At 48.6% G+C, this 24,014-nt stretch carries 22 protein-coding genes; 16 read left to right on the forward strand and 6 right to left on the reverse strand.

The features are described from left to right. Window positions 1–4: 4 nt before the first annotated feature. Window positions 5–925 (reverse strand): hypothetical protein, encoded by a 921-nt coding sequence (locus tag COW20_15525; protein PIW46329.1) that lies wholly within the window; start codon window positions 923–925, stop codon window positions 5–7. A gap of 56 nt (window positions 926–981) precedes the next feature. Between COW20_15525 and COW20_15530 the strand changes: the two genes are divergently transcribed. Next, window positions 982–1,530 carry a hypothetical protein gene (locus COW20_15530; GenBank protein ID PIW46330.1) on the forward strand — a complete coding sequence of 183 codons (549 nt, stop codon included), beginning with the start codon at window positions 982–984 and terminating at the stop codon, window positions 1,528–1,530. Between the two features lie 128 nt (window positions 1,531–1,658). On the opposite strand, the gene trxA is transcribed toward COW20_15530, so the two are convergent. From trxA to COW20_15550, 4 genes are all read right to left on the reverse strand, one after another. Beyond that, on the reverse strand, window positions 1,659–1,982 hold the full coding sequence (trxA, locus tag COW20_15535) for a thioredoxin (GenBank protein PIW46331.1): 324 nt from the start codon (window positions 1,980–1,982) through the stop codon (window positions 1,659–1,661). A gap of 155 nt (window positions 1,983–2,137) precedes the next feature. After that, complete coding sequence (locus tag COW20_15540; GenBank protein PIW46332.1) at window positions 2,138–3,565, reverse strand: ribosome biogenesis GTPase Der; 1,428 nt, start codon at window positions 3,563–3,565, stop codon at window positions 2,138–2,140. Further along, window positions 3,553–4,863, reverse strand: a complete 1,311-nt coding sequence (locus COW20_15545; GenBank protein ID PIW46333.1) for a thymidine phosphorylase — start codon at window positions 4,861–4,863, stop codon at window positions 3,553–3,555. The genes COW20_15540 and COW20_15545 overlap by 13 nt, the downstream gene beginning before the upstream one ends. A gap of 58 nt (window positions 4,864–4,921) precedes the next feature. After that, entirely contained in the window at window positions 4,922–6,481 is a 1,560-nt protein-coding gene (locus COW20_15550; protein PIW46334.1) for a hypothetical protein, read from the reverse strand. Between the two features lie 281 nt (window positions 6,482–6,762). On the opposite strand from COW20_15550, the gene COW20_15555 reads away from it, so the two are divergent. The 9 genes from COW20_15555 (at window position 6,763) to COW20_15595 (ending at window position 16,754) form a co-directional block, all read left to right on the forward strand. Further along, window positions 6,763–8,769 (forward strand): potassium transporter KefB, encoded by a 2,007-nt coding sequence (locus COW20_15555; protein PIW46335.1) that lies wholly within the window; start codon window positions 6,763–6,765, stop codon window positions 8,767–8,769. A gap of 291 nt (window positions 8,770–9,060) precedes the next feature. Then, on the forward strand, window positions 9,061–9,273 hold the full coding sequence (locus tag COW20_15560) for a Flp family type IVb pilin (protein PIW46336.1): 213 nt from the start codon (window positions 9,061–9,063) through the stop codon (window positions 9,271–9,273). Between the two features lie 96 nt (window positions 9,274–9,369). Next, window positions 9,370–9,900: a prepilin peptidase gene (locus COW20_15565; protein PIW46337.1), complete on the forward strand. Its 531-nt coding sequence runs from the start codon at window positions 9,370–9,372 to the stop codon at window positions 9,898–9,900. Next, on the forward strand, window positions 9,879–10,811 hold the full coding sequence (locus tag COW20_15570; protein ID PIW46338.1) for a hypothetical protein: 933 nt from the start codon (window positions 9,879–9,881) through the stop codon (window positions 10,809–10,811). The genes COW20_15565 and COW20_15570 overlap by 22 nt, the downstream gene beginning before the upstream one ends. Next, window positions 10,808–11,707, forward strand: coding sequence for a hypothetical protein (locus COW20_15575; protein PIW46339.1), 900 nt, complete (start codon window positions 10,808–10,810; stop codon window positions 11,705–11,707). Before COW20_15570 ends, COW20_15575 begins: the two co-directional genes overlap by 4 nt. Beyond that, a complete protein-coding gene (locus COW20_15580; GenBank protein PIW46340.1) occupies window positions 11,707–12,426 on the forward strand; it encodes a hypothetical protein in 720 nt (239 codons plus the stop codon). Before COW20_15575 ends, COW20_15580 begins: the two co-directional genes overlap by 1 nt. A 74-nt stretch (window positions 12,427–12,500) precedes the next feature. Continuing rightward, window positions 12,501–13,127, forward strand: a complete 627-nt coding sequence (locus COW20_15585) for a hypothetical protein (protein PIW46341.1) — start codon at window positions 12,501–12,503, stop codon at window positions 13,125–13,127. A gap of 10 nt (window positions 13,128–13,137) precedes the next feature. Further along, window positions 13,138–14,292 (forward strand): hypothetical protein, encoded by a 1,155-nt coding sequence (locus tag COW20_15590; GenBank protein PIW46342.1) that lies wholly within the window; start codon window positions 13,138–13,140, stop codon window positions 14,290–14,292. Beyond that, complete coding sequence (locus COW20_15595; GenBank protein PIW46343.1) at window positions 14,289–16,754, forward strand: hypothetical protein; 2,466 nt, start codon at window positions 14,289–14,291, stop codon at window positions 16,752–16,754. Before COW20_15590 ends, COW20_15595 begins: the two co-directional genes overlap by 4 nt. Here COW20_15595 and COW20_15600 read toward each other — a convergent pair. Continuing rightward, window positions 16,716–18,653 (reverse strand): hypothetical protein, encoded by a 1,938-nt coding sequence (locus COW20_15600; protein PIW46344.1) that lies wholly within the window; start codon window positions 18,651–18,653, stop codon window positions 16,716–16,718. The two genes, COW20_15595 and COW20_15600, sit on opposite strands and share 39 nt — an antisense overlap. A 120-nt stretch (window positions 18,654–18,773) precedes the next feature. On the opposite strand from COW20_15600, the gene COW20_15605 reads away from it, so the two are divergent. From COW20_15605 to COW20_15630, 6 genes are all read left to right on the forward strand, one after another. After that, entirely contained in the window at window positions 18,774–19,385 is a 612-nt protein-coding gene (locus tag COW20_15605; GenBank protein PIW46345.1) for a hypothetical protein, read from the forward strand. Window positions 19,386–19,388: 3 nt separating this feature from the next. Continuing rightward, window positions 19,389–20,285, forward strand: coding sequence for a phosphatidylserine decarboxylase (locus COW20_15610; protein PIW46346.1), 897 nt, complete (start codon window positions 19,389–19,391; stop codon window positions 20,283–20,285). 3 nt (window positions 20,286–20,288) lie between these two features. After that, on the forward strand, window positions 20,289–21,383 hold the full coding sequence (locus COW20_15615; protein PIW46347.1) for a hypothetical protein: 1,095 nt from the start codon (window positions 20,289–20,291) through the stop codon (window positions 21,381–21,383). Window positions 21,384–21,536: 153 nt separating this feature from the next. Further along, window positions 21,537–22,127, forward strand: a complete 591-nt coding sequence (locus tag COW20_15620; protein PIW46348.1) for a hypothetical protein — start codon at window positions 21,537–21,539, stop codon at window positions 22,125–22,127. 103 nt (window positions 22,128–22,230) lie between these two features. Then, on the forward strand, window positions 22,231–23,166 hold the full coding sequence (gene secF / locus COW20_15625) for a protein translocase subunit SecF (protein ID PIW46349.1): 936 nt from the start codon (window positions 22,231–22,233) through the stop codon (window positions 23,164–23,166). Window positions 23,167–23,327: 161 nt separating this feature from the next. Beyond that, complete coding sequence (locus COW20_15630) at window positions 23,328–23,981, forward strand: NADP oxidoreductase (protein ID PIW46350.1); 654 nt, start codon at window positions 23,328–23,330, stop codon at window positions 23,979–23,981. Window positions 23,982–24,014 lie beyond the last annotated feature (33 nt).

Below are 24,014 nucleotides of genomic sequence, written 5' to 3' on the forward strand. Positions count from 1 at the left end.
GTTATCAATATTTATATTTGTAAGAGAGGCCAATCGCTTCTTGCTGAGCGTATGCCGGGAATTGTCCCAGCACGAGCGGGTCGTTTGCCTGAGGTGGGTTTTGCAATTGGTACCAATTGATCAAAATGGTGGCTAATCCAATGCTGATATTGGCCAAGGATAGACGCGTTTTTAATGAACTATAGCCTTGATTGTCACCAAAATTCAGCAGGCCCCAACCCACTGTTGCTCCACCGATTACCATTCCACTGATTTTTATGCCACTGTAAAGATCAGGCTCCTGAATCGGGAGAGAGGATGTTAATAGCCACGTAACACTCAAAGCATCGAGCCCCAATGAGGGAATTACGATATTGAGATCTGGAGGGCTCTCTGGCAAGGGGGTGGATGGATAGCTCGGTTGAATCATCGCCAATTCTTCCAGACTGAAGCCAGAGTTCTTAACCCAGGTGCTTAGAGCGGGCAGTTTCATATCCTTCAGATAGGCATTATGATAATGAAGATCGAGGATTTGAGCCAACTTTCTTCCTGCTGTCTTTTCAATCAAATAACCTACGGCACAAATATTACCCTCTCTATCGATAAAAACAGGGCGTGATTGATTCTGATATTCGTAATTTCGTGGAAATTTCTGGGCTAAGCGATAGGTTTTGAGATGATCTAATAGCGTTTCTCGTTGTAGACGTAAGTGGGGAGAAATGTGTGTGTTGGGTACTTTTCTCAACCGCTCTTCGACATAGGCCAAATGTGTTTGAATGCGCAGATTTGTATTCGTCTTTAGGGTGGGCAATTGCCCATAGCGCTCAAGAAAACTGATATCACCAATGATCTTATTGATCGTATAGCTTTGATCTGGAGCTGGTTTTGCTCCGATCAAAAAGAGGGCTATCGTGAAAATACTTATACAGCGATAAATGTACGACATGTTATATTTATATAGCATTTTTAGCTTGAGTTCAAAATTTTTTGATTGGAAAATCTATGTGGAAGATTTGTAAGCTTGTATTTTGCTTATGGTTCTTTTTTTATGAGTTAACACTTCCTGTTTCAGCGTTTGAAACACTTTCACCTCAAAACCAAGGCTTGCATGTGCAGATATTGAAGCTTGAGTGGGGACCCTCTGAAGTAAACGTGATTCCCCCTTCAGATTTGATTTTTCCATCAATGGGGTTGTTTCTAGGCGGATGGAGTCTAGGAGCTCTCACCTATCTGATTTATCGTTATCTTTTTGATAACTCCGAAATTTCTCTGATTAGTTCCTCAAGTGATTTTCTTGCGATGAGCCTATCCGTTTTGGCTAACAGTTTTTTTATTTGGTGGGTAGGCAATTGGGGGTGGGAAAATTCAGGGTTTGAAGGAGACTTTGGCGTGACACTGGCGGGGGTACTTTTAGGACAGAGCCTTTACATTGTTCAACCAGAATTGGATAAACTGGATCAAAATTTTGTATTCATAAACTATCTCAACTGGAGTTTTTCCAGCTTGGGGGGAGTCAGTGCCTATAATGCTTCATTACATGCCAAAAATTAGAATATTACAGGAGAGAACTGAGGATCCCCGAAGGGGGGCTATGGTGCGAATTTCACTTTCTGAAGCTTTTTCAAGATCGAGGGTTGCCAACAATAGATGATCAGGGCCAACACACTCTTTTTCTGAACTCAAAGCCGTTCCAGGCGCAGATCGATTTGGTGCTGGAGTTGTTCGTAGGGCATGGCACCTTTGAGATCCATGATTGGTTTGCCTTTCCAGAATAACATCAGGGTGGGAATGCTCTGAATGCCATAAAAATTGGCTGCAGCAGGGTTTTGATCGACATTGATCTTGATGATTTTAAGTTTGCCCTCGTATTGTTTTGCCACCTGTTTGAGCACAGGGTTCATCATTTTACAGGGGCCACACCATTCCGCCCAGAAATCGACCAGGATGGGCACGGGAGATTCACTGATCAGGCTTTCGAAACTGGGTTTGGTTTGCGCGGACATGCTTTAATCCTCTTCTTTTTCAGACTTCTAAATATACTATACGGGGTATATGTTGTTTGAGTCAAGTCGGTTTTTAAAATGGCTTTTTTCAAGTTCATAAAAAACAGAGCGCCCCAATTGGGGCGCTCTGAGAGAAACAGTTTTGTGGATTTTGACTAATCCTGAGCTTCGTCTCCGCCACGCGCTTCCAGTTTTTGGCCGTAGGGCCGGGCTGCAGGTTTGCTTTTGCGCTGTTGGCCCCGTTCTTTACGTTTGGTGTCTTCACGCATCATAAAGCGGATTGGCGTTCCTACAAAGCCAAAGCTTTCGCGCATTTTGCGCTCAACGTGACGCAGATACGGTGCTTCGACGATATCGGGATGGTTGCTGAAGAGCACGAAAGTGGGGGGGCTGACGCTGACCTGGGTGCCGTAGCTGATTTTGGCCCGGCGGTTTTTACGGGCTGGAGGCGGGGTCATGGAAACAATTTCATTCAATACTTCATTGAAGAGGCCTGTGGTAATTCTGCGTTGGTTTTCTTCACTGGCGGCTTTGGCCACATCCAGCAGGTTAAACAGACGTTTTTTCGTGACCGTTGAGGTAAAAACCACGGGGGCGTATTCGAGAAAATAGAGCTTTTCCCGCAGGGAATCGGCATGTTCAGGCATGCTGCGGTGGTCTTTATCGGGGATCAGATCCCATTTATTGACCACAATCACACAGGCTTTGCCCAATTCCTGGGCCATGCCTGCAATGCGCTGATCCTGTTCTGAAACGGGTTCTGAGGCATCAACGACCAGAACGACCACGTCGGCACGGTGAATGGCTTTGATCGCACGTACCACTGAGAAACGCTCCACGCCATAACGGACCTTGGCTTTTTTACGAATCCCGGCGGTATCAATCAACACGTATTTTTCGCCTTCGCGCTTGAGAACGGTATCGATTGCGTCGCGCGTGGTGCCTGGTATATTGCTGACCGTCATACGTTTTTCACCCAAGAGGGTATTGACGATCGATGACTTGCCGACGTTGGGGCGACCCACAATCGCCAGTTTTAAACCCTCTTCTTCGTCGGCATCAAAGACCTGTTCGATTTCGAGTTTTTCGACAATATCATCAAGTAGATCGCCGATCCGGTTGCTGTGAATGGCTGAAATGGCGTGAGGGTCACCCAGGCCCAATTCATAAAACTCGGCGGCAGGGGCACTGTTGTGCATATCATCGAGCTTATTGACGGCCAGAATGACCTCTTTGCGGCGTTGACGCAATTCATCGGCAATCACCCGGTCCAAGGGGTGCAGGCCGGTTTGCCCGTCAACTACAAAGACAATCACCTGGGCTTCATCTACGGCCAACCAGGCCTGTTGTTGCACGGATTCATGCATATCATCGCTGTCTTCAAACAGCAAACCCCCGGTATCAATCACGATAAAGGGGTGATTGGTCCATTCACAACTCAAATAGAGCCGATCCCGGGTGACTCCCGGCATATCATCGACAATGGCCATGCGCTGGCCGACAAAACGGTTGGCAAGGGTGGATTTGCCTACATTGGGGCGGCCGACTATTGCGACCAGTTGCCCTTTATTTACTGCGCCCATATGATTTCTCCAATCAGCGGCGCGGCTGGGGGGGCCTCATCCGCAATATGATAAGCCCGGCTCAGGGCCGCCCGGGCTTCTGTTTCTGTTTCGGGTGAGTTGATATGCAGGGTGGCGAGCGTGTCTCCGGCCTGAACCTGATCTCCCCGTTTTTTCTGAAGGGTGATGCCCACACCCAAATCCAGAATATCGTCTTTGGTATCGCGTCCGCCGCCCAGGGCTTTGAGTGCGTTGCCAATTTCACGGGCGTAAACATCGTGAATATAGCCAGATTTTTCAGCCTTAAAGGGCAAAACGGTCTGGGCTTGGGGCATAAGCGAAAAATCTTCGCAAACATTGGCATTGCCACCTTGGGCATGGATCAGTTCACGGAATTTAACCAGGGCCTTGCCACTGACGATCTGGTGTTGGAGCAAGGCTTTGCCCTCTTCCAGCGTTTTGACCCGTTCGGCATTGACCAATTGCATGGCTCCCAGTGTGAGAACCACTTCTCTTAAATCTTCAGGGCCTTGGCCCTTGAGGGTTTCAATCGACTCTTCGACTTCCAGGGTGTGGCCTATGGCCTTGCCCAGGGGTTGCTCCATATCACTGAGCATGACCGAAACTGAGCGCTTGAGGTTTTTGCCTACTTTGACCAGCATTTCGGCAAGCTCTTTGGCAGAGGCATAGTCGGGCATGAAAGCACCTGAGCCATATTTGACATCGAGCACGATTACATCGGCTCCGGCTGCGATTTTTTTCGACAAAACCGAGGCCACAATCAAAGGGATACTGTCGACAGTGGCGGTTACATCACGCAGGGCGTAGAGGCTTTTGTCGGCAGGGGCCAGATTTTGGGTCTGGCCGACCACGGCTACGCCGACCCTGTCGATTTGATCGAGAAACTGAACGGTGCTCAGACTGGTCTGAAAGCCGGGTATGGCTTCGAGTTTGTCGATGGTGCCGCCCGTATGTCCCAGACCTCTTCCTGAAAGTTTGGCAACAACCAAACCGGTACTGGCGACCAAGGGGGCCAGCACCAGGGTTACTTTATCACCCACGCCACCTGTGCTGTGCTTGTCTACTTTAATTCCGGCAATCGCGCTGAGGTCGAGCAATTCGCCCGAATGCGCCATGGCATCGGTCAGATGCGTGGTTTCTTCTTCTGTCATGCCTTTAAAATACACGGCCATCAGCCAGGCACTGAGCTGATAATCCGGTACCGAACCTTCGCTGATCCCTTTGACCAGGAGGTCGATTTCTTGACGACTTAGGGTGCCGCCATCCCGTTTTTTACGAATAATTTCTACTGTGTTCATAAAACGGCATTTTAGCACCCTCTGAGCCGCATTGACAGTGGAATCCGGCCTGATGTGCTTAGATTTGCGTATATTTCTCCACGATTTTCAGCAAGAGGGCATTCAGTTTTTCGACCGTATAGGCCCCTGTCGTGGGTGCCAAATGCCCTTGCAGATTGCCAATACCGCTCTCTGAAGTTAGAAAGAGATATTCACCGTTGCTGAGCAGGGCGAGCATGCGCATCAGAAACTCGGTTTCTTCGTCGGCACCGCTGCCTGCAATCGGAATGATCCGGATGCCTTTTTTGATGGCGATGCTGAGCAGCTTGTGCAGGTGCTTGAGATTGGCTGTGCTGCGGTGAGGTGGGGCATCGAGTACGAGAAAGAGCAGACGGGCCCGCGCTTTTTCACTCCAGGCATGTTGCTCAATTGCGTTTTCAAGCGCCTGGTTGAAGGCTTCTGCTTTGTCGCCTCCCCCTGCGGCCTGCTGCAGACTGAGTTGGTGGCTGACCGTGGCGATATCGCTGCTGAAGGGAAAGGAACGCACAAGATATTCATTGTTAAAATCGCGGTAGAAATTGGCGCTGACTCTCAGTTGAAGATCGGTATTGCGTTTTTGCACCAAATGAAGCAGATCCTGAAACTCATCTTTGAGGTATTCCAATTCATCGCGCATCGAATCGGTGGTATCGACCATGAACATTAGATCGAGGTTTTGGGAAATGCTTTCTGCGTATCTGAGGCTTTCAGTTCGAGAGGTGCTATCTGCCACATTTATGTTTTCTGGCGTCTTTAGCAACACTATTTTTTCCTTGTTGCCCCAAGAACTAAATTGATTGCTTAAGGCTTTACGTTCATCTAAACCTGTGGGATAGTCACTTCTTCTCACAGGAAACCAGAGATCAAACTCAATGTTTTTTTCGAGGGGATCATGAATTGATTGAATGCTTCGACCAGGAATTTCAATCTGAAACATATTTTCAGGCGTGTCGTTCAGGGGATTGGAGGGGCGTTGTTCTGAATGGGTAAAGAGTGAGATTTTTCCCTGCTGATCAGTTCTTCCTTCAGCCAAAATTTCACCTTTGAGGTTTCTGAGCCGGACTGCCTGATCCATGATGGGAAAGCGTCCAAAACCGCTAAAATTTTCTTCGATTTTTATATTCACTCTTTGCAAGGGATAGAGCCCCCAATAGGGCATCATGCGTTTCCAGTCTGTAGTGTTCATCAAATGGAGCCAGAAGTCCCAGTTCTCTAAGTCATTCCAGGCACCCGCCGTGAGTCGGCTACCTTTTAGTGGCTCTTCGGCAGATAAATATTGAGGTGTGGGGGTGGAGATAATCTGTGGCTGCGGGCTGGGTTCTGTCCACGGCGAAGGGGAGGCTGATACTGGGCTGAGGGGCTCGGGAACCGCTGTGGGTTCTGCACTGGGAGGGCTTGTGGGCGCTGCTGTGGCTTGGGCTTTGTTGAAATCACTCTCGCTGCTATTGAAGAGGGCGATTGTTTCGCTGGAGGGGGTGATTTCTCCTGGCGTGTTGAGAGGCGTGCAGGCACAGAGAATGAGCAGGCCGACTGCCAGGTTCAGTTTTTGTTTCAGGGGGGTCTTCATGGTCTGCCTCCAGCTATTTTCTGGATTGAGCATAGCATTATTTTATGTTTTTGTAAATTTATTTTTTACATTTTAATTTGTGTTATTGGTTGTGCAGGTAGGAAAAGGAATAAGACGTGTCTTCATGCGTCTTTTTTTGCGTATATTTCTCCACGATTTTCAGCAAGAGGGCATTCAGTTTTTCGACACGATATTCTCCTGTGGTGGCTTCCACAGGCTTTTGAAAACTGTGTGTTTGCTAAAATAAATTTATAGTTAAGTAAAAAAAGATTTTATCCACACTTTTATGCTGCTGAGGGGCTGGTATTCACTCTTTGGAAATTGAATTTTTAAAAGAACTGATTGTTATTCTCGGGCTTTCTACTGGGGTGGTTTTGTTTTGTCAAAAACTTAAGATGCCCTCGATCATGGGGTTTTTAATTACGGGTGTATTGGCGGGTCCCCATGGCCTGGGTTTGGTCTATTCTCTGCATGAAGTCGAGATGATTGCAGAAATTGGAATTATTTTTTTGCTGTTTACCATCGGGATAGAATTTTCGTTTGAACATCTCTTGCAAATGAAACGTACTGTTTTGCAGGGGGGTTTTTTGCAGGTGGCGCTTACCATTTTTACCGTGGCGTGCGCCTTTGGTCTCTTGGGGCAAAACCTGAATGTGGGAATTTTTGCTGGGTTTCTTTTGGCGTTGAGCAGTACAGCGATTGTTTTGAAATTGATGCAAAGTCGGCTTGAAATGGACAGCCCCCATGGAAAAATTGTTTTGGGGGTCTTGATTTTTCAAGATTTGGTGATTGTTCCGATGATGTTATTAACACCGATCTTGGCTGGTAAAGCTGAAAATCCTGGGTTGAGTTTGCTGCTTTTGGGGCTGAAATCGTTGGCTGTCGGGTTGGGCGTTTGGGTTGTCAGCAAATGGCTGATGCCCCGCTTGTTGTTTCAAATTGTCAAAAGTCGCAACAGTGAGTTATTTCTGCTGAGTATGATTTCAATTTGTATGGTGATTGCATTTTTGACTTCCAGTTTGGGTTTGTCTCTTTCTTTGGGGGCTTTCTTGGCAGGTTTGATTATCTCTGAATCTGAATACAGTCACCAGGCCATGAGCAATATATTGCCTTTTCGTGATATCTTTATCAGCTTTTTCTTTGTTTCTATTGGCATGTTATTGGATTTGTCATTTTTTATCACGCATCTGGGGCAGATCCTGGTCTGGGTTGTGGCGGTCTTGCTGCTTAAAATTCTAACGGGATTGATTGCCTCGGCCTCATTGGGGTATCCTTTGCGCACCAATTTACTGAGTGCCCTGGCTCTTTGTCAGGTGGGTGAATTTTCCTTTGTGCTTTCAAAAAGTGGGGTTGAATTTGGACTGCTGTCTGAGCAAAATTACCAATTATTTCTGGCGGTCTCTATTTGTACCATGGCAGTCACCCCGTCTTTGATTGCCCTGGGCCCCAAAACGTCTGAAATGGTGACCCGCTTGCCGATTCCAAGGCGCTTTACAGGGCACTTAACCCTTCCAGATCAACTCGAATCCCATTCTGATTCTGAAACATTGCATAATCATCTTGTGATTATTGGGTATGGTATCAACGGTCAAAACCTTGCACGGGCAGCCAAAGCCGGTGGCATTCCCTATGCAATTTTAGAAACCAATGCGCTGACTGTACAAACCTTTAAAGCACAGGGTGAGCCCATTCATTATGGGGATGCCTCTCAAGCTCTGATTCTTGAGCAGGTGAAATTAACGCAGGCCCGTGTGGCTGTGATCGCCATTTCAGATCCTGATGCCACCCGTCGCATTATTGCTGCTATTCGTGCAATGAATGACCGCCTGTATCTCATTGTGCGTACCCGTTTTGTATCTGAAATAGCTGAACTGCTCAAATTGGGGGCTGACCGGGTAATCCCTGAAGAGTTTGAGACTTCTGTCGAAATTTTTAGCTTGGTTTTGCGAAAGTATTTTGTTCCTGAAGAAGAAATACTTAATTTTGTCGAAGAAGTCAGAGCCGATGGCTATGGCATGTTGCGTGGGCTGCAACGCGATAAACTTTCAATCCAAGAATTGCAGGAAGAAATTGAAATCTTTTCGCGCCGTTTGGCAGAGGGCTCAGTCTTGGTGGGACAATCTTTGCTTGAGAGTAATTTGCGCCAAAGATATGGGATTACCGTTTTGGCCATTCGCCGAGAGTCGCAATTGATCAGTCAATTGGATATCCATTCTCGTTTTCGTGCCGGGGATGTTTTGGTGATGATGGGGCATGCCCAACTGTTCAGTGATACGGCTGAATTGTTTAAAGACCTTTCTGAGAATTCTCAAGCGCTTTAGTTTTTGTGCTGATGAGGTGTGGGAAGTTTTATCGCTTATTCAACATGAGGCCTTGGTTTTTCTTTCTGCAGCAGAGCCCCTGCGTTTGTTCTTGATGCGGTTTTTTAGGGCTGAAACGTTCTCTCAGACAGTCGTTTCTTGCTTGAAATTTAGGTGACTCTGTTCCTTGAGTGTTAATTTGCCAGGATTTAAATACATGTTAACCTCAATTTAAGTTTAGGTACGTCAGATCCTTTTTTCAGACGTCTATAAACTAATCAAGAAAGTTGTTAAAGGTAGGGAGTTTCAATCATGATGAATAAAGTAATCGCTCTGTTAAAAGAAGAAGAAGGCCAAAGCATGGTCGAATACGGCATTATCCTCGCATTGATCGCTGTAGTCGCCATCGGAACCGTTCAAGCCATCGGCCAAAAGCTGCACAGCGGCGACGGCACCGGTGCATTCGACAAAGTCAACGCTGAACTCGGACGTGTTTCCGGTGGTTCCAGCGGCGGCACCAACTAAATCTTCTCTGCTCTTTTTCTTCAGTTACAGCCCGGCACCCCTGCCGGGCTGCTGCTTTTTGGAGAGCCTGTTACAATAAAGTCAGGAAAAAAAAAGATGCTGCAAAATATCCCCCCCACCTATTATGGCGTGATTCTGGTTGGTCTGATCGCGACCGTGACAGACTTCTGGAAACGTAAAATTTATAACTGGCTGACACTGCCGGCTATTCTGGCGGGCTTGGCTTTGAATCTGTGGCTGACAGGTCTGCCGGGTTTGGGCAATAGCTTTCTCGGGCTTTTATTGGGCGGCGGGGTCTTTTTGATTCTGGGACTGATGGGCATGATGGCGGGCGGGGATATCAAACTGGCGGCTGCAATTGGCGCTCTCATTGGCTGGAAACTGACGATCTCTTCCCTCTACTATGCCGCGATTCTGGGCGGAATTTTTGCCATTCTTTGGTCAGCTGCCCATGGAACACTCTGGGCCACCCTGAAACGGGTCGGGCGGGCTTTGTATGCCGCTGCGGCTCCTGGCATGAAACCCGAAGTGGAGCTGGCGCAAAGTGAAACCCGCCCCATGCCCTATGGGGTGGCCATCTCTTGGGGGGCCATCACTGCCCTGTTTTGGCTGCCCCCGGTCTTTTAAACATGCAAAAACAACGCAAACATGAACGTGGGCAAGCAATGGTTGAGTTTGCAATTGTGCTGCCCATTCTGATTGTCATGACCTTGGGGGGCATTTACCTGACCCTTTCCTATATGCAAAAGCTGCGCATGAATGGGCTGGCCTTTATGTCGGCACGGGTGGCAGTGGTGCGTGCCGATGGCTTTGATGCCTCGGGCTTTGTCAAAGAGCAGTACAAACGTGCGAGCCAACAGAATTGGGTCGACAAGTTGCGTGAAACACCCAGTATTCCCCAAGCGAAAACGGCACAGGTAACCCTGGTAAAACCTGCTGAACGCTTGGATATTTTGGCCAATGCTCTGGATATTTTGGCTGGAGGAGGAAGTTCTGACCCGGCTGAATTGACTGCACGGGCGACTCAGCCACGCGAGTATTGGACCTATGGTACTGAAGCGCGGCCCCGTACGCGTACCATTGTCGATTACCGCTATGGCAGCGTGGGCAATTTGCCCTGGCTGGATTTGCTGGATGTGATTCCCAAGGCGATTTTTGATACGACCCAGATGGCCGATACCCCTCCAGGGGGGAGTGGCAATGATGAATTGCTGGGCTTAACGCCCCCCAATCAAAACCTGCTTCAGTTCTATGCCGATCGGGGCTGGAGCAAGTCAGATTATCTTGCCAACAGTGAAAAAGAAAATGGGCAGTTTAACCGCATGCGCCTGATCGGTGAGAATTTTAAGGCAATCCAGAATGGAGCCAGTTTGGTGGGCTATTTGGCTGAGTTCTCGGGTTTTGGCGCAGCTCTCAAAGCTGTTTTGGGCGAGGTCACTGAAACCATGAGCGTTACGGTTGAAACCACCATGAGCAAAGTTTCTGATACCCTTGACAAACAGACCCGTGCCAGCGTAAAAGATGGAATTCTGCCGTGAAGCAGCGTTTGCCTCTGCGCTCACAAAAAGGACAGGCCATTCCCTATGTGGCTTTCTTGATCTTGATTTTAAGCGCGGCCGCCTTGCTGATCTTTGATATCGGGCGCATGATCAATGCCCGGATTCAGGCTCAGAATGCCGCAGATGCGGCTGCTTTGGCGGCTGTTTCGGTCAAAGTTTCAAAACACCATGTGGATACCCTTTTACGCGCAGCCATGTCACAGGAAGCCATGATTGCTCAAGCCGAGGTCAGGGCTGCGCAGGCAGTGGCTTTGCGGGCTTTTCTCAAGGGCAGTTCGGTGGTGGTGCCTGTCGATCCGGTGAATCCGCCACCGAATAATCCTTTGCAAGGTGCGTTTAAGGATTTGGGCGATCGTTACCGGGCGCATACCAATTTGGCCTATAAACACGCTGTCAAACTGCATCGCGAACGTTTGGGGCTGCAAGCCTGGTACCAATGGCTGGATCAAAACGCGGCGACAGCTGTGCTCGAGGCTGCCCGCACAGCCTATGCTGCCAATCTGCAGGGCTATGACAATCTCAGTGATCAGGCCCTGCGGGATAATCTGGAGCAGGAACTGAATGCGCTTGAAGATTTGCCAGAAAACCGTTCTTTGCCTGCCATTGATGGTTTTATTTACAGTGAAGATGCGGCCAGTCGCAATGGCACCTTTGGCAAAACTTTTCTAGAACTCACCACCCGTACCGTCTCAAGCCAGGCAGGAACTGCACTATTAAACTATTTGAAACAGTATGAACTGCGCTCTTCGGCTGCTGCACAACTGATGCGGCAATCAGGCAATACGCCTTTAAGCCCGATTTCGTTTCTGGCGATGAACTGGTATTCTCCCCGATTGATGGCGATTGAAGACAATCCGCGGGAAGTGGGGCACTGATGAAACGTTCTCAAGTTGGACAGGCCTTGGTTGAATTGGCGATTGTTTTTCCGCTTTTGCTGGTTTTGCTTTTGGCAGTGGGTTATTTTGGACATGCGGTGGGTTCTCAGCAGAATCTCAATATGGCAGCCCGCTCAGCAGCGCGACAAATGGCCATGGACAGTACCGCCACTGCGACGCGCAGAACCTTGGGGAATTACAGCCCCGATGCAGAAATCTTTTTAAATCTGGCAAGTGCCAACCTCAGAGATCAGATTCGGGCCAATCAGTTGCTGGTGCGCCCTCAGACCTGGCTGAACCATGATTATAACGATTTGTTTTCACTGCAAGGGCGTTTTGAACGTCTCAACGAACACCGTTTTGTGTATAAGCTGCAGGCCACGGTTGATGCGACAGGGCCAGATTACAATACGCCCACTCCCAAGGACCGAAATGACAAGGTTCCGGCCAATCTGCAAAGTTTGGAAATGGGGCTGGGGGCGCTTTATTATGGCGGAACCCTGCAATACCGTTTGGATGAACTGAACCCGATTGCCCGTTTGATTTTTCAACTGGATTCGGATCCCACGATTCGGGTGGGGGCGACGGCGCTGATGCCCGCAGAACTTCCCTTGAGGGGCAGTGGTTATGGCTTGCTTGAACTCAATCCCTGGATTGGTCAATTGGTCGGCGAAGATGTCGCCAGTAGCAGTGATTATCCTGATTTAATTGTGCCTTAAGCAGTTTTATTTTTACAGGCAATAACCCCACAAAGACCCCGCCAAACCCAGCTGGCCTATGCTAAGATACCCAAATGATTTGGCTCGACTGGCTTATTCTGGCAATCCTTGCCTATAATTTAATCGGTGGCCTGATGAACGGCCTTTTGCGTTCCCTGGTCAATCTTGCGGCGTTATTGGGGGCTTATCTCTTAACCCCTTTTCTCAAGCCCCTCATGATTGTCATGATTGGGAATATCTTTGGTTTGGAAGAAATGCTGGCCGTCCCCTTGGGGGTGGGTTTTACCTGGACGGTGATCTATTTGGCGATCAGTTTAACCGGTGCATTTATTGGGCGCATGATTTCAAAAACACCCTTAAAACTTGTCGATCGCGTGGGGGGAGCCGCTTTCGGCCTCTTGATTTCTTCGATTCTGATTCTTTTGCCCCTGGCAGCGGTTCAGTCGATCCCTCTCTTGCGTGAAATGAAGCCTGTGCAGGAAACCCTCGCGAAATCGCTGTGCATGCCCCTGCTCAACCCCTTGGTGAAAACGGTTCAAATCTCAGTGGGCCCGATGGTCGTCAATTATTGGCTGGCCAAAGAAAAAAAACAATCCCCTCCGGCTCAAAAGCCCGTTCAAAAGCCTGGGCAAGTCAAGGGCAAAGCACCTGTATCGCCAGCGGCGAAAGCTCCTTCCCCATCCACCCGAACGGGTCATTGAGTTTTTTTTGATGAAAAAGCGTTTGCTCTATACCGCTTTTGACGTGGTACCGGCCCCCAAAGGCGCCAGCGTGAGAATTCAGAAAATGTTGGAAGCCTTGGGGCAGGAGTTTGACGTTTTGGCTTTGGTTTTAGGCGAACCGGGTATGCCAGACGAAGAAAGCTGGGGAACGGTTAGGGTGCGCCGCCTGATTGCACCTGAGAGTCATTTTCTTGAAAAAACCGTTCAGTTCGCGGAATGGGTTTTGCAGACGGCTTTGGAATGGCAGCCTGAATGGATTCAGTTTCGTTCTTTGTGGGATGGCTTTGTGCTCTCAGAATTTCGTCGCCAAAACCCCGTCAAGTGGCAATTGATCTATGAAGTTCACGGTTTGCCTGAAATTGAGTTGGAGCATCATTTCCCTGAATTGCCCGAGAGCCTGGGCTTTAAAATTCAAGCGCAGCAACAGCAAGTGCTTGAATCTGCAGATTGGTTTATCTGCCCCAGTCAGGTGCATCGCAAATGGCTTTTGTCCAAAGGAATCTGCTATCAAAAAATGGGAGTAATTGGCAATGGGGCTGATCCTGAGCTTTTCCTTCCGCATTGGCAGGAATGGCCTGAAGTGCCCTATCTGATTTATTTGGGTACATTGGCCCCCTGGCAGGGTTTAGAAGAATTATTAGCAGCGCTTCAAAAAGTCAAGCCCCCATTTCGTCTGCGTTTGGTGGGCAAGGGCAACCCACGTTGGCAGCAGAATCTTTTGGCAAGGGTTTATCAACTGGGCTTGACCCATGCCGTGGAATTATTAGACCCTTTAGCGCATGCTTATATGCCAGCCCTTTTAGAAAGTGCCCAAATTGCGCTGGCGCCCCTGATTGAAACAGAACGCAATTGCGTACAGGGTTGTAATCCGATTAAAATTTATGAGTATATGGCGGCGGGTAAAGCAATCATTGCTCCTGATTTACCTGCTGTTCAGGAAATACTTGAGCACCAGAAGACCGCCTGGCTTTATCCCGCCGGAGATCAAGCCGCCTTGACCGCGGCGATCGAAACCCTTTTGAAGGATCCTCTGCTCAGTCGGCGATTGGGCCAGGCCGCGCGGGATGACGTGGTAAAATCTTTCAATTGGGCGCAACGTCAAAATCAACTTCTCTCCTATTTCAGAAAGGTCATTTCTGTATGAGCGCAGCACCGAAAATACTTTTTGTGGACGACGATCTGGATTTCGCCCGATTGATTCAATTTGGATTAAAACGGGCAGGCTATGATGTTTCACATGTACCCTCGGGGCAAGCAGCCTTGAAATTTCTGAATTACACGAAAAGTCTGCCCGATGTTATTTTGCTCGATATTGACCTGAAGGATATGACAGGCTATGAGGTATGCGAAGATATTCAAACCAACCAGAAATGGTCTTTGATACCTGTTTTGTTTTTATCGGGAAAACAAAGCACTGACAGTCGTCTGAAAGCTTTTCAGGCCGGTGCGGTGGGGTATATGAGCAAGCCCGTGCAACAGGAAGAGTTGGAAGCACAGATCCGCAAGGCGCTTGAAGTGAGGGAACAATGGACAGAGAGTTTTGTGCCTGAGGAGCCCGAGCCTGAGGAGCCCGAGCCTGAGGTTTCTACAGAAACACTTGAAAGCTTGCCAGTTGCTTCGGAGTCAAAAGGCTTTCAAATGCAGAGCCCTTCTTCTGGATCCCCTGTGAACTCAGTTCCTGTAGAGCAAATTTCCGCTGGAAATATGCCTGGCCTGGTGCCTGTGGGATCACCGATGGGCTACCATGAAACCCATCTGGCAAATAGGCTCAAAGAGGAAAAATCCTCCCCGGCTGATTTTAATGGCTTTGTACAGCATCTCTGTGATCGTTTGGAGCAGCCCTTTGATCATTCTTTAACCCCCGACTCGCTTTATTTGAAAGGCATGCAGAAAGGGTTCAGTGATACGGACCTTGCGCAGATTATTGCCAGCTATACGGGGTTGGGGTATTTGCCTGAAATTCACCCGGAGCAGTTAAAATTGGGGGTTTTGCCCCTGCCCTTCTGCCGCCGTTACCATTTGGTACCTTTTCAAACTGAGCAGAATCAACTTGCGTTTTTAATGCCACATCCCTTTGAAATTGAAGTTTCTGATGCCTTGCGTCGTTTTCGCAATGCGCCCAAGTTTATTTCTTCTCCGCGGATCTTAACTCAGCTTTTAGAAGGCGATTTGAAAAAGGCGCAAAAAAAAGGCGAAATGCAACAACCCCCCGTTGAGATGAGTGAATTGATGCAGGAGGTGAAAAGCCGTTACAACAAACAGCAGGGCTCTCCCTTGGATGTGGAGGATGATACCGATGAAATCTACCTGCCCAATGTTGAAAACGATGCTCCCTTGGTGCGTTTGGTCAATCGTTTGATTGCCGAAGCCTACGAAGCACGGGCTTCAGATATTCATATTGAGGCCTGGGAAGATTGTGTGATGGTGCGCTACCGCGTGGATGGTGAACTCAGGGATGTGCACCGGCTGAAGCCAGCGTCTTTGATTATGCCCATGTCTGCCCGTATCAAGGTTATGTCAGGTTTGAACCTTGCCGAGCGGCGTTTGCCCCAGGATGGCAGGATCGTGTTCAAAGAATATATGCGGCAGGGCCCTGATTTTGATTTGCGTGTCGCTGTTGCACCCATGAATTTTGGCGAGAAAATCGTCATGCGTATTATTGATAAACATAAAACCACTTTGCCCTTGGATTCCTTGGGCTTTTCACAGCGCAACCTCGATCTCTACCGTACCCTGATCAAAAGTCCCTATGGCATGATTTTGCATGTGGGGCCCACGGGTTCGGGTAAATCGATGACACTTTATTCTGCCCTGAACGAAATCAATAAACCCGAAATTAATATTCAAACGGCGGAAGATCCAATTGAATATACCCTGCCGCGCATCAACCAATTGCAGGTGCATTCAGAGATTGGTCTGACTTTTGCACGGGCCCTGCGTTCCTATTTGCGGCAGGACCCCGATGTGATTTTGATCGGGGAAATTCGCGACCAGGAAACGGCGCATATTGCGATTGAGGCGGCTTTAACAGGGCATTTGCTCTTGTCTACTTTGCATACCAATGATGCAGCCTCGACCCTTACCCGTTTTATTGAGATGGGGGTTGAACCCTTTATGATCAGCTCATCGATTTTGATGATCTGTGCCCAACGTTTGGTGCGTACCCTGTGCATGACCTGTCGGGAGCCTTACAAAGCGTCTGCTTTGGAGCTTAAACAACTGGGACTGCCCGCCGATGCCCATCAAATTCTGCATCGGCCAGGTGGCTGTGAACAATGTCAGGGACGGGGCTATCGGGGCCGGACTGGCATTCATGAACTTTTGATTCCAACCGATTCGATTCGTACAGCCCTCAATACCCCCGGCATGAATGCCGATGATTTGAAGAAATTGGGCGTTGAGCAGGGCATGACCACCCTCTATTGGGATGCCATGGAAAAAGTTATGCAGGGCAAAACCACCCTTGAAGAAGCCTTGTCAAAGGTTCGCCCCGATGAGTTTGACAGTCGACCCCAATGGTGGTTGGAGCCTCAGCCCGAAACCCCGGTGACCGTTCAAAATGCTAAGTTATTTGCTGGTGCAGAGGGTGTAAATTTGTTTGATTGAACGTGCACTCTTGCTGTCACTGTCGTGAATGAGGCTGACGCGGCGCACTTCTTCCAGACTGGTCAGCCCTGCAGAGGCTTTAAAGACCCCATCTTCAATCATGGAGATCATGTTTGAATCACGCCGCGCCATTTCCCGAATAGAGGTTGAGGATTTTTTTTGCAGAACGGCATTGTGAATTTCGTCGGTGATTTCAAGCAGTTCGTGAATGGCAGTCTGACCCGTGTATCCCTGGTTCTGACAGTCTTTACAGCCTTTTGCCGTATAAAATTGGTAAGCCCCTCGATCACCTGCCATGACTTTCATGCCTGTAAGTTCCGCTTCACTGGGTGAATAGGGCACTTTACATTTTTCACAGAGACGACGCAAAAGCCGCTGTGAAATTAAAAGAATCGGCACAGGGGAATGCAATAAAGCCTCACAGCCAGAATTGACCAAAGCATAGATCAGCGCGGTTGTGTCGGCAGCATGGTGAGAGGTAATGACTTTTTTGCCCATTAAAGCGGCACGATTCAGCGAGTCTGCTGATTGAGGGCTTGGAATATCGTCCACCATCAGCACATCGGAGTCATATTCAGCCATGGCTTCTACCAATGCTTCATGGGCTTCAGGATCATCGCCTTTATAGTGATGCTGAATGACGCCCGGCATGGTGTAATGTACATGATTTTCAAGCGAAAGCACCGAACGGTGGAGTTGATTCAGGGTAAGTAAACAGGCATACATCAGGGTGGATTTTCCTGAGCGAATCGGACTTGAGGTAATGATCATTCCCCCTGAACGCTCAAGATAACTGTTGATTTTACTCAAATTAACAGGGGAAAAACCGAGATTGTCGAAAATCAGCATGCGTGAGGGAGCATAGAGAATATGTACGACTAAATTTTCACCCCACAGCCCCTGAAAAAAGGAGATCGAAAGATCGACCTTGCGATTGGCGACATGGGTGGTAATCGTTTCCTGCCAATACTTCCCGCCTTTTAAACGGAAAGCAGTCTTGAGCATTTCAATCAGCGCGGGGCCAACCCGGACGGGCAGATCGGTTTTGTGAACCATGACGCCGTCTTTGCGCAAGCGAACGCGCACATAATTTTCCTGACACTCAACATGCAGAGCAGAGGCGCCTTCTTCAACGGCACTGCGAACCAGAAAACGGGCCATAGAAGAGACTTCTTCTTTGGTTTTATCCTGTTCTGTTTCTTTGAGCATCAGATCTTGATCCAGGCTGACTTCTTCGGGCCCTTTGCGGCGGGGGCCAAAAAATTCTGCGATGGTTGAAAGAATTTCGCTGGGGGTGGCAATCGCCGGAATGATTTTGCATTTAAACCGATCCACCAATTGCTGCATCAGATTGGAATTGAGTGGATCTGACATAATCACGGTCATTTGGTTGCCACTGCGATCGACAGGAATAAACTCATTGAAACGCAAGGTTTCCTCATCAATGCCTTCGAGCAAGCGTTGATCCATCAATTCAAGCGAAGGAATCATGCGCGGGATATCCAATTGAATGCTGAGTGCATTGGTAAGTTGAGATTCAGAAATAAAGCCCGATTGAACCAAAAGAGCGCCAAAGCGTTTGGAGGAAGCTTTTTGCATTTCAAGGATTTTTTGGACTTGGGTCTGAGTGATGAGCCCCATATTGACCAAAAGCTCACCAATTTGAATATGTTTTTGGTATTTGCTTAAAAAACGCTGTAACTCTTGCTTGCTGATTAATTTTAAATCAACGCAGACACGACCCAAGGGCAGATATTCGTCAGATTGTTTTTGAATGGCCAGGGCCTTGTGCAGGCCATCCATGGTCAAGAGGCCTTCGCGAACCATTAGGTCACCGAGTTTGAGGGCTGTTGTGGCTGCACTTTTGGAGGCTTGAGGGGAAGAATGTGCGGTACTCATGGGGGTCTCCTGACTCGCTCTGAAATCTTACGATCATTATACTCTGAGTCAGCCGCTTGGCCGCCATGATCTGTGTCAACTCAATTGCAGAAGCCCCTGATCTCAAGTACACTGAGGGCCATGTTGGGTTATCTAAATTTACCAAATCTGATCACGGCACTGGGTGTGCTCTTGGCTTTGAATGGCTGTTTTGCAGCCTGGAAAGGCTTGTTTCCCGCTGCCATGATTTGCCTAATGCTGGCAGGGCTTTGCGATCTTTTTGATGGTCTGGTGGCCCGTAAAATGGAGCTGAGCCCAGAAGAACAGGCCTATGGCGCACAAATTGATTCTCTGGCAGATGTTTGCTTGTTTGGCATGGCCCCCGTTTTAATGCTTTTGCCCTTGGGTTCTTCCTGGCTGGAGTGGATCGTCTATGGATTTTATCTTTTGGCAGTGCTCAACCGCTTGGCCTGGTTTAATCTGAAGGGGCTGGCGGGAGAGGGTGAAATTCAATATTATACGGGTTTGCCCGTCACCTATATGGCCCTGATTTTGCCCTTGGGAATGATTGTTTATTTCCTCTTGCCAGAAATGCTGCGCATGATCTGGAATCTCTTGCTTTTCGGGGGCACAGGCAGTCTGTTCATCAGCAAATTGCAGATTCCCAAGCCCCGCGGCAAGGCCTATGCCTTTTTTCCTGCTTTGGCAGGGGTGATGATTGTGCTTTGGAGCTGGCACCCCTGGATGCCCTGATACATGGCAAACCGAGCAGAGATTCCGCTTTATAACCGTCAGACACAGACGCTGGAGTTTGAACAGGTTTTTGAGCGGGGATTTATGGATTTCGCCTATGGCCACCCCTTGGGAAGACTCTTTGAATCAGCACTTTTCAGTCGCAAATGGTTTTCCAAGCTCTATGGCCATTTGAAAGAACAGCCAGGGAGCCAGGCCCAGATCCAAACGTTTATTCAGAGGTATGGCCTGGATATTTCTGAGCTTGAAAAACCGCCCGAAGCCTATGCCGATTATCAGGCTTTTTTTACCCGTCAGCTCAAGCCAGGTGCCCGCCCCATCGATCCAGTGCCAGAACACCTGGTTTCGCCTGCCGATGCCCGTGTTTTGATGCTTCCCCTGGAAGAAGGTGTGGTCGTTCCCGTGAAAGGGAAACGCTTTGCCCTGCGGGACCTCTTGCAAAATGGCTCCCTGGCGCAAACTTATGCCAAGGGCCTCTGTCTGATTTACCGATTGGCCCCTGTGGACTATCACCATTACTGCTATATTGACCGTGGCTGGCACCGGGCGCATCAGCGCATTGCCGGGGCGCTTCACTCCGTCAGTCCACTGGCGCAAGCCTGTCGGACGGTTTTTCCTGAAAATGAACGCCAATGGACGCTGCTGCATACCGAACAGTTTGGGCCGGTGCTGCAAATCGAAGTGGGAGCGCTTGTCGTGGGCCGAATTCAGCAATTGCAAAGCCAAGGAGGGAAATTTGAACGCGGTCAGGAAAAGGGCTGGTTTGCTCTGGGGGGCTCAACCATCATTCAGCTCTTTCTGCCTGGCAAAGTGGCCATAGATCCGGATATTTGTTATTATTCCGCCCAAGCGATAGAAACCCGTGTACACCAGGGCAGCAAAGTTGGAAAGAAGAACTGAACCATGCAAATCGTTCCACTGGATTTGAATGACCCCCGTATGGAGGCATTTTTTGAGCTGCCCTGGCAGATTTATCCTGAGAAACATGCCTGGATTCCCCCCTCACGGGAACAGGTACGTGCTGAATTGAGTACTGAAAATCTCTTTTTCCGCCATGGTCAGGCCCAAGCGTTTCTGGCGCTTGATGGCGAGCGTGTGGTGGGAAGAATTCTGGCTTCGCTGGATCACCAATTAAAAGACAAACGGGTCGGTCATTTTGGCTATTTTGAAGCCTATAATCGTCCCGATGTGGCCCAGGCCCTGCTCAATGCAGCAATGGACTGGGTTTCTGTTCAGGGGGGGAAAGATACGCTGCATGGACCTGTGGATTTGCATATTTTTAACCGCTATCGGGTGCAGACCGCGGGCTTTGAAACTTCGCCGTTTTTAGGCGAGCCCCGCTCACCTGAATATTATCCGGCTTTGCTTGAAAGTGCCGGTTTGATGCCTGTGGCCCGTTGGAACAGTTGGGATATTGGGGAGATGCAATTAAGGGGCATGTACCAGTATTTGCAGGGCCAGATTGAAAAAATACGGGCTCAGCGACCTGCCTCTTACCGGCTTCAGACTTTCCGGCCGGATGCCCTGGAAGAGGAATTGCGTTTGTCTCATCAGATTGCGATGGAAGTTTTTTCTGAAAATTATGGCTATACCGTACTTGATTTTGAAGAGTTTCAGCAGGCTTTTTCAGGTATTGCGGGCTTGATGCAGATTCATCCCGATCTGTTTGGCCTTTTTTATCATGAACAGGATGTGATTGGCTTGGGTTATGCCTATCTTGATTATGCTGCTTATTTTCAAGCGCTGAAGGGCGCCCCTGTGAATCCGCTTGAAATGCTGGAGCAACAACCAGAGCGTTTGGTTCTGCATACCTTTGGCATTCAGCCAACACACCGCCACTCTGAATTGGCCTACGATATGTTTTATTATGGTTTGAAACATGGGTTTGCCCGAGGTGTAAAATCGGGTATTGGAGCTTTGGCCAAAGAGGGGCGTACCATTTACGATCAGTTTGGGCCGCCTACGCGCAGTTATGCCGTTTATGCCCGCCAGGTCTGAACGCTCAAGTCTGGTCTGATAAATTGAGGCGCTCAAGATTTCAGCTTCAGCATAATGAAGGCCGCTTCGAGAGTTTGCTAAGGCTTGAATTTGAGTATCCCCTGCTATAATGGGAGAAACTCAGTTCTTTCAGGAGCTACTCAGAAACCTAAGATGGATGCCTTAAAACTAGCCCAGCTGAATGAGCGCCGCGCAGATCAAGAAGAACAGATGTTGGAACTGGTCAGCCAGATCCTTGATGAGTTAGAATTGCGTCTGATTGACTTCAGCGAACAGGCAGCTGAAAAAATTTTTAAAGCCTATCCAGATATTTCCGGGCAGTTTGATCGTCACCGGGTGAAACAGTTTAAACGTGAAATGCAGGAAACCTCACGGGATGCAATCGGGCGTTTGATTGGTTTTTTGGCCGATGAAGATCTGTGGTTGAAAGAAACCCCCAGCCGCAGACCCAAAGAAAGCCTGCGCCAGAACCTCAAAGTTTGGGAGGCGATTCAAAGTTTTCCCAGAGCCATGATTCCCATTTTGAAGCGTTATGGTTATCCCGCGCGTTCCAGTGTTTTGGAGTTTCCTTACCGCGAATTAGAATTGAAAGAAGTGGATCAATTGCCCAAACCCGAGGCGCTCAAATTGCTGACGCTGAAGTATTGGATTGCTTTGGGCAAATTTCAACAGACCGTGATGGACAGTCAACGCCTGCAACAGACGGTTGCGCATCAAAGCCTTGAAGAAATTTGGCAGGATTAAGCCCGCTTTAGCATTCTTTTAAGAATCATCAAGCTTCACCTCTGCCCCGCAGAAAAAAGTGCTATAATGCCCCCTTGTAATCGAATAAAGGAGACTGCCTCCCTTGGCTGGAATACCTACATCAACCAATTTTCAAGTCATATCCAAACGCAAACTCTGGTACCTGATTGCGCTTGGCTATATTATTCCCTGTCTGATACTTATTTTTATGGGCGGCATTAAACTCGGGATTGATTTTACCGGGGGGTCTATGTTTGAATTGGCCTTTGCCAAGGCTCCCAAGATCAGCGAGTTACGCAAAGAGCTTCAGACCATCAACAAAGAAACCTTCAGTGATGCCCAGCTCAGTGAAATGAAAGACAGTGCAGGAAAAACCATCACTTCGATTCGTTCGAAGCCGATCGACAACAAAGAACAGGTCAAGATTTTTAACGACCTCAAAAGTAAATTCGGTGAATTTGAACAGATCCGTGTTGAAGTCGTGGGCCCGACCATTGGGGGAGAATTAAAGTCCAAAGCTGTTTGGGCCACCCTGATCGTGATGGGCATGATCGTGCTCTATCTGACCTTTCGCTTCAGTTTTGACTATGCCATGTGTGCGATTTTCTGCCTGTGTCATGACGTGACAACGGTTTTAGGGATCTTTGCTGCCATGGGCATGTTTATGGGGGTTGAAATTGACAGCTTGTTTGTCACCGCAATTCTCACGGTTGCAGGCTTTTCAGTGCACGATACGATTGTTACCTTTGACCGTATCCGCGAAAATGCAGGCGATATGGGGCGGGGCAAAACCTTTGCGCAGGTGGCCAATGAGTCGATCAATCAAACGATTGCGCGCAGTATGAATACCTCTTTGACCACCATGTTTCCGCTGTTTTGCCTTACCTTTTTCGGTGGGGCGACGATTAAGTATTTCTCCTTGGCCATGTTGCTGGGCATTATCTTTGGAACCTATTCCAGTATTTTTATTGCCAGTCCGCTCTTGGTCAGTTGGCGTGAAATTGCAAATCCGACCCATCATCGCAAGGCCACAGCTTAAACGGTCTTTTTAAAGCTTTCAAAGAGCAGCCCGAAAAAGGGTTGCTCTTTTTTTTATCTCAAAGCATTTTTTGAGCGCTTGGTAGATGAGACAAAGCGTGTTTAAATTGAATTTGAAAAAGCGATGGTTTGGCAGAATAAAATAAAAAAGTGAGATAAAGTATGAAAATTGCGGTTTTGGGAACGGGTATGGTCGGACAGGCGATTGCGACCCGTTTGCTTGATTTGGGCCATGAGGTCAAAATGGGAAGTCGCACAGACAATCATCCCAAGGCAACTGAATGGGTTGCAAAATTTCCTCAAAATGCATCGCAGGGCACCTTTGCCGATGCTGCCCGTTTTGCAGAAATCCTGTTTAATTGCACCTCAGGCGGGGCCTCGTTGATTGCGCTTGAGGCCGCTGGCGAAGAGAATATGCAAGGCAAAATTTTAATTGATTTGGCAAATCCTTTGGATTTTTCTCAGGGCATGCCCCCCCAATTATCAGTTTGCAATACAGATTCACTGGGAGAACAGATCCAAAGGGCTTTTCCCCAGACTTTGGTGGTCAAGACACTCAATACCATGAACTGCAATATCATGGTCAATCCAGGCCTGGTAGGGGAGGGGGAGCACCATGTTTTCCTCAGTGGAAATGATCCTGAAGCCAAGCAAAAGGTCAGAGAACTTTTGCTTTCCTTTGGCTGGAAAGATGCTTTTATTCTCGATTTGGGAGATATCACGACGGCTCGCGGAACTGAAGCCTGGCTGCCGCTGTGGTTGCGTATTTGGGGGGCTACTGGCAGCGGGCAATTTAATCTGCGCTTGGTCAAATAGAACGAAGTGCTGGAATTTCTGACCCGCTTGCGC

This window comes from bacterium (Candidatus Blackallbacteria) CG13_big_fil_rev_8_21_14_2_50_49_14 (assembly GCA_002783405.1).
Classification (GTDB): Bacteria; Cyanobacteriota; Sericytochromatia; order UBA7694; family UBA7694.

Coding starts and splice junctions, on each gene's coding strand:
- COW20_15580 (PIW46340.1), top strand. CDS start 11,707: ATGAAACGTTCTCAAGTTGGACAGGCCTTGGTTGAATTGGCGATTGTT.
- COW20_15620 (PIW46348.1), top strand. CDS start 21,537: ATGGATGCCTTAAAACTAGCCCAGCTGAATGAGCGCCGCGCAGATCAA.
- COW20_15595 (PIW46343.1), top strand. CDS start 14,289: ATGAGCGCAGCACCGAAAATACTTTTTGTGGACGACGATCTGGATTTC.
- COW20_15550 (PIW46334.1), bottom strand. CDS start 6,481: ATGCTCAATCCAGAAAATAGCTGGAGGCAGACCATGAAGACCCCCCTG.
- trxA (PIW46331.1), bottom strand. CDS start 1,982: ATGTCCGCGCAAACCAAACCCAGTTTCGAAAGCCTGATCAGTGAATCT.
- COW20_15600 (PIW46344.1), bottom strand. CDS start 18,653: ATGAGTACCGCACATTCTTCCCCTCAAGCCTCCAAAAGTGCAGCCACA.
- COW20_15565 (PIW46337.1), top strand. CDS start 9,370: ATGCTGCAAAATATCCCCCCCACCTATTATGGCGTGATTCTGGTTGGT.
- COW20_15610 (PIW46346.1), top strand. CDS start 19,389: ATGGCAAACCGAGCAGAGATTCCGCTTTATAACCGTCAGACACAGACG.
- COW20_15630 (PIW46350.1), top strand. CDS start 23,328: ATGAAAATTGCGGTTTTGGGAACGGGTATGGTCGGACAGGCGATTGCG.
- COW20_15525 (PIW46329.1), bottom strand. CDS start 925: ATGTCGTACATTTATCGCTGTATAAGTATTTTCACGATAGCCCTCTTT.
- COW20_15560 (PIW46336.1), top strand. CDS start 9,061: ATGATGAATAAAGTAATCGCTCTGTTAAAAGAAGAAGAAGGCCAAAGC.
- COW20_15585 (PIW46341.1), top strand. CDS start 12,501: ATGATTTGGCTCGACTGGCTTATTCTGGCAATCCTTGCCTATAATTTA.
- COW20_15605 (PIW46345.1), top strand. CDS start 18,774: ATGTTGGGTTATCTAAATTTACCAAATCTGATCACGGCACTGGGTGTG.
- COW20_15540 (PIW46332.1), bottom strand. CDS start 3,565: ATGGGCGCAGTAAATAAAGGGCAACTGGTCGCAATAGTCGGCCGCCCC.
- COW20_15545 (PIW46333.1), bottom strand. CDS start 4,863: ATGAACACAGTAGAAATTATTCGTAAAAAACGGGATGGCGGCACCCTA.
- COW20_15615 (PIW46347.1), top strand. CDS start 20,289: ATGCAAATCGTTCCACTGGATTTGAATGACCCCCGTATGGAGGCATTT.
- COW20_15530 (PIW46330.1), top strand. CDS start 982: ATGTGGAAGATTTGTAAGCTTGTATTTTGCTTATGGTTCTTTTTTTAT.
- COW20_15590 (PIW46342.1), top strand. CDS start 13,138: ATGAAAAAGCGTTTGCTCTATACCGCTTTTGACGTGGTACCGGCCCCC.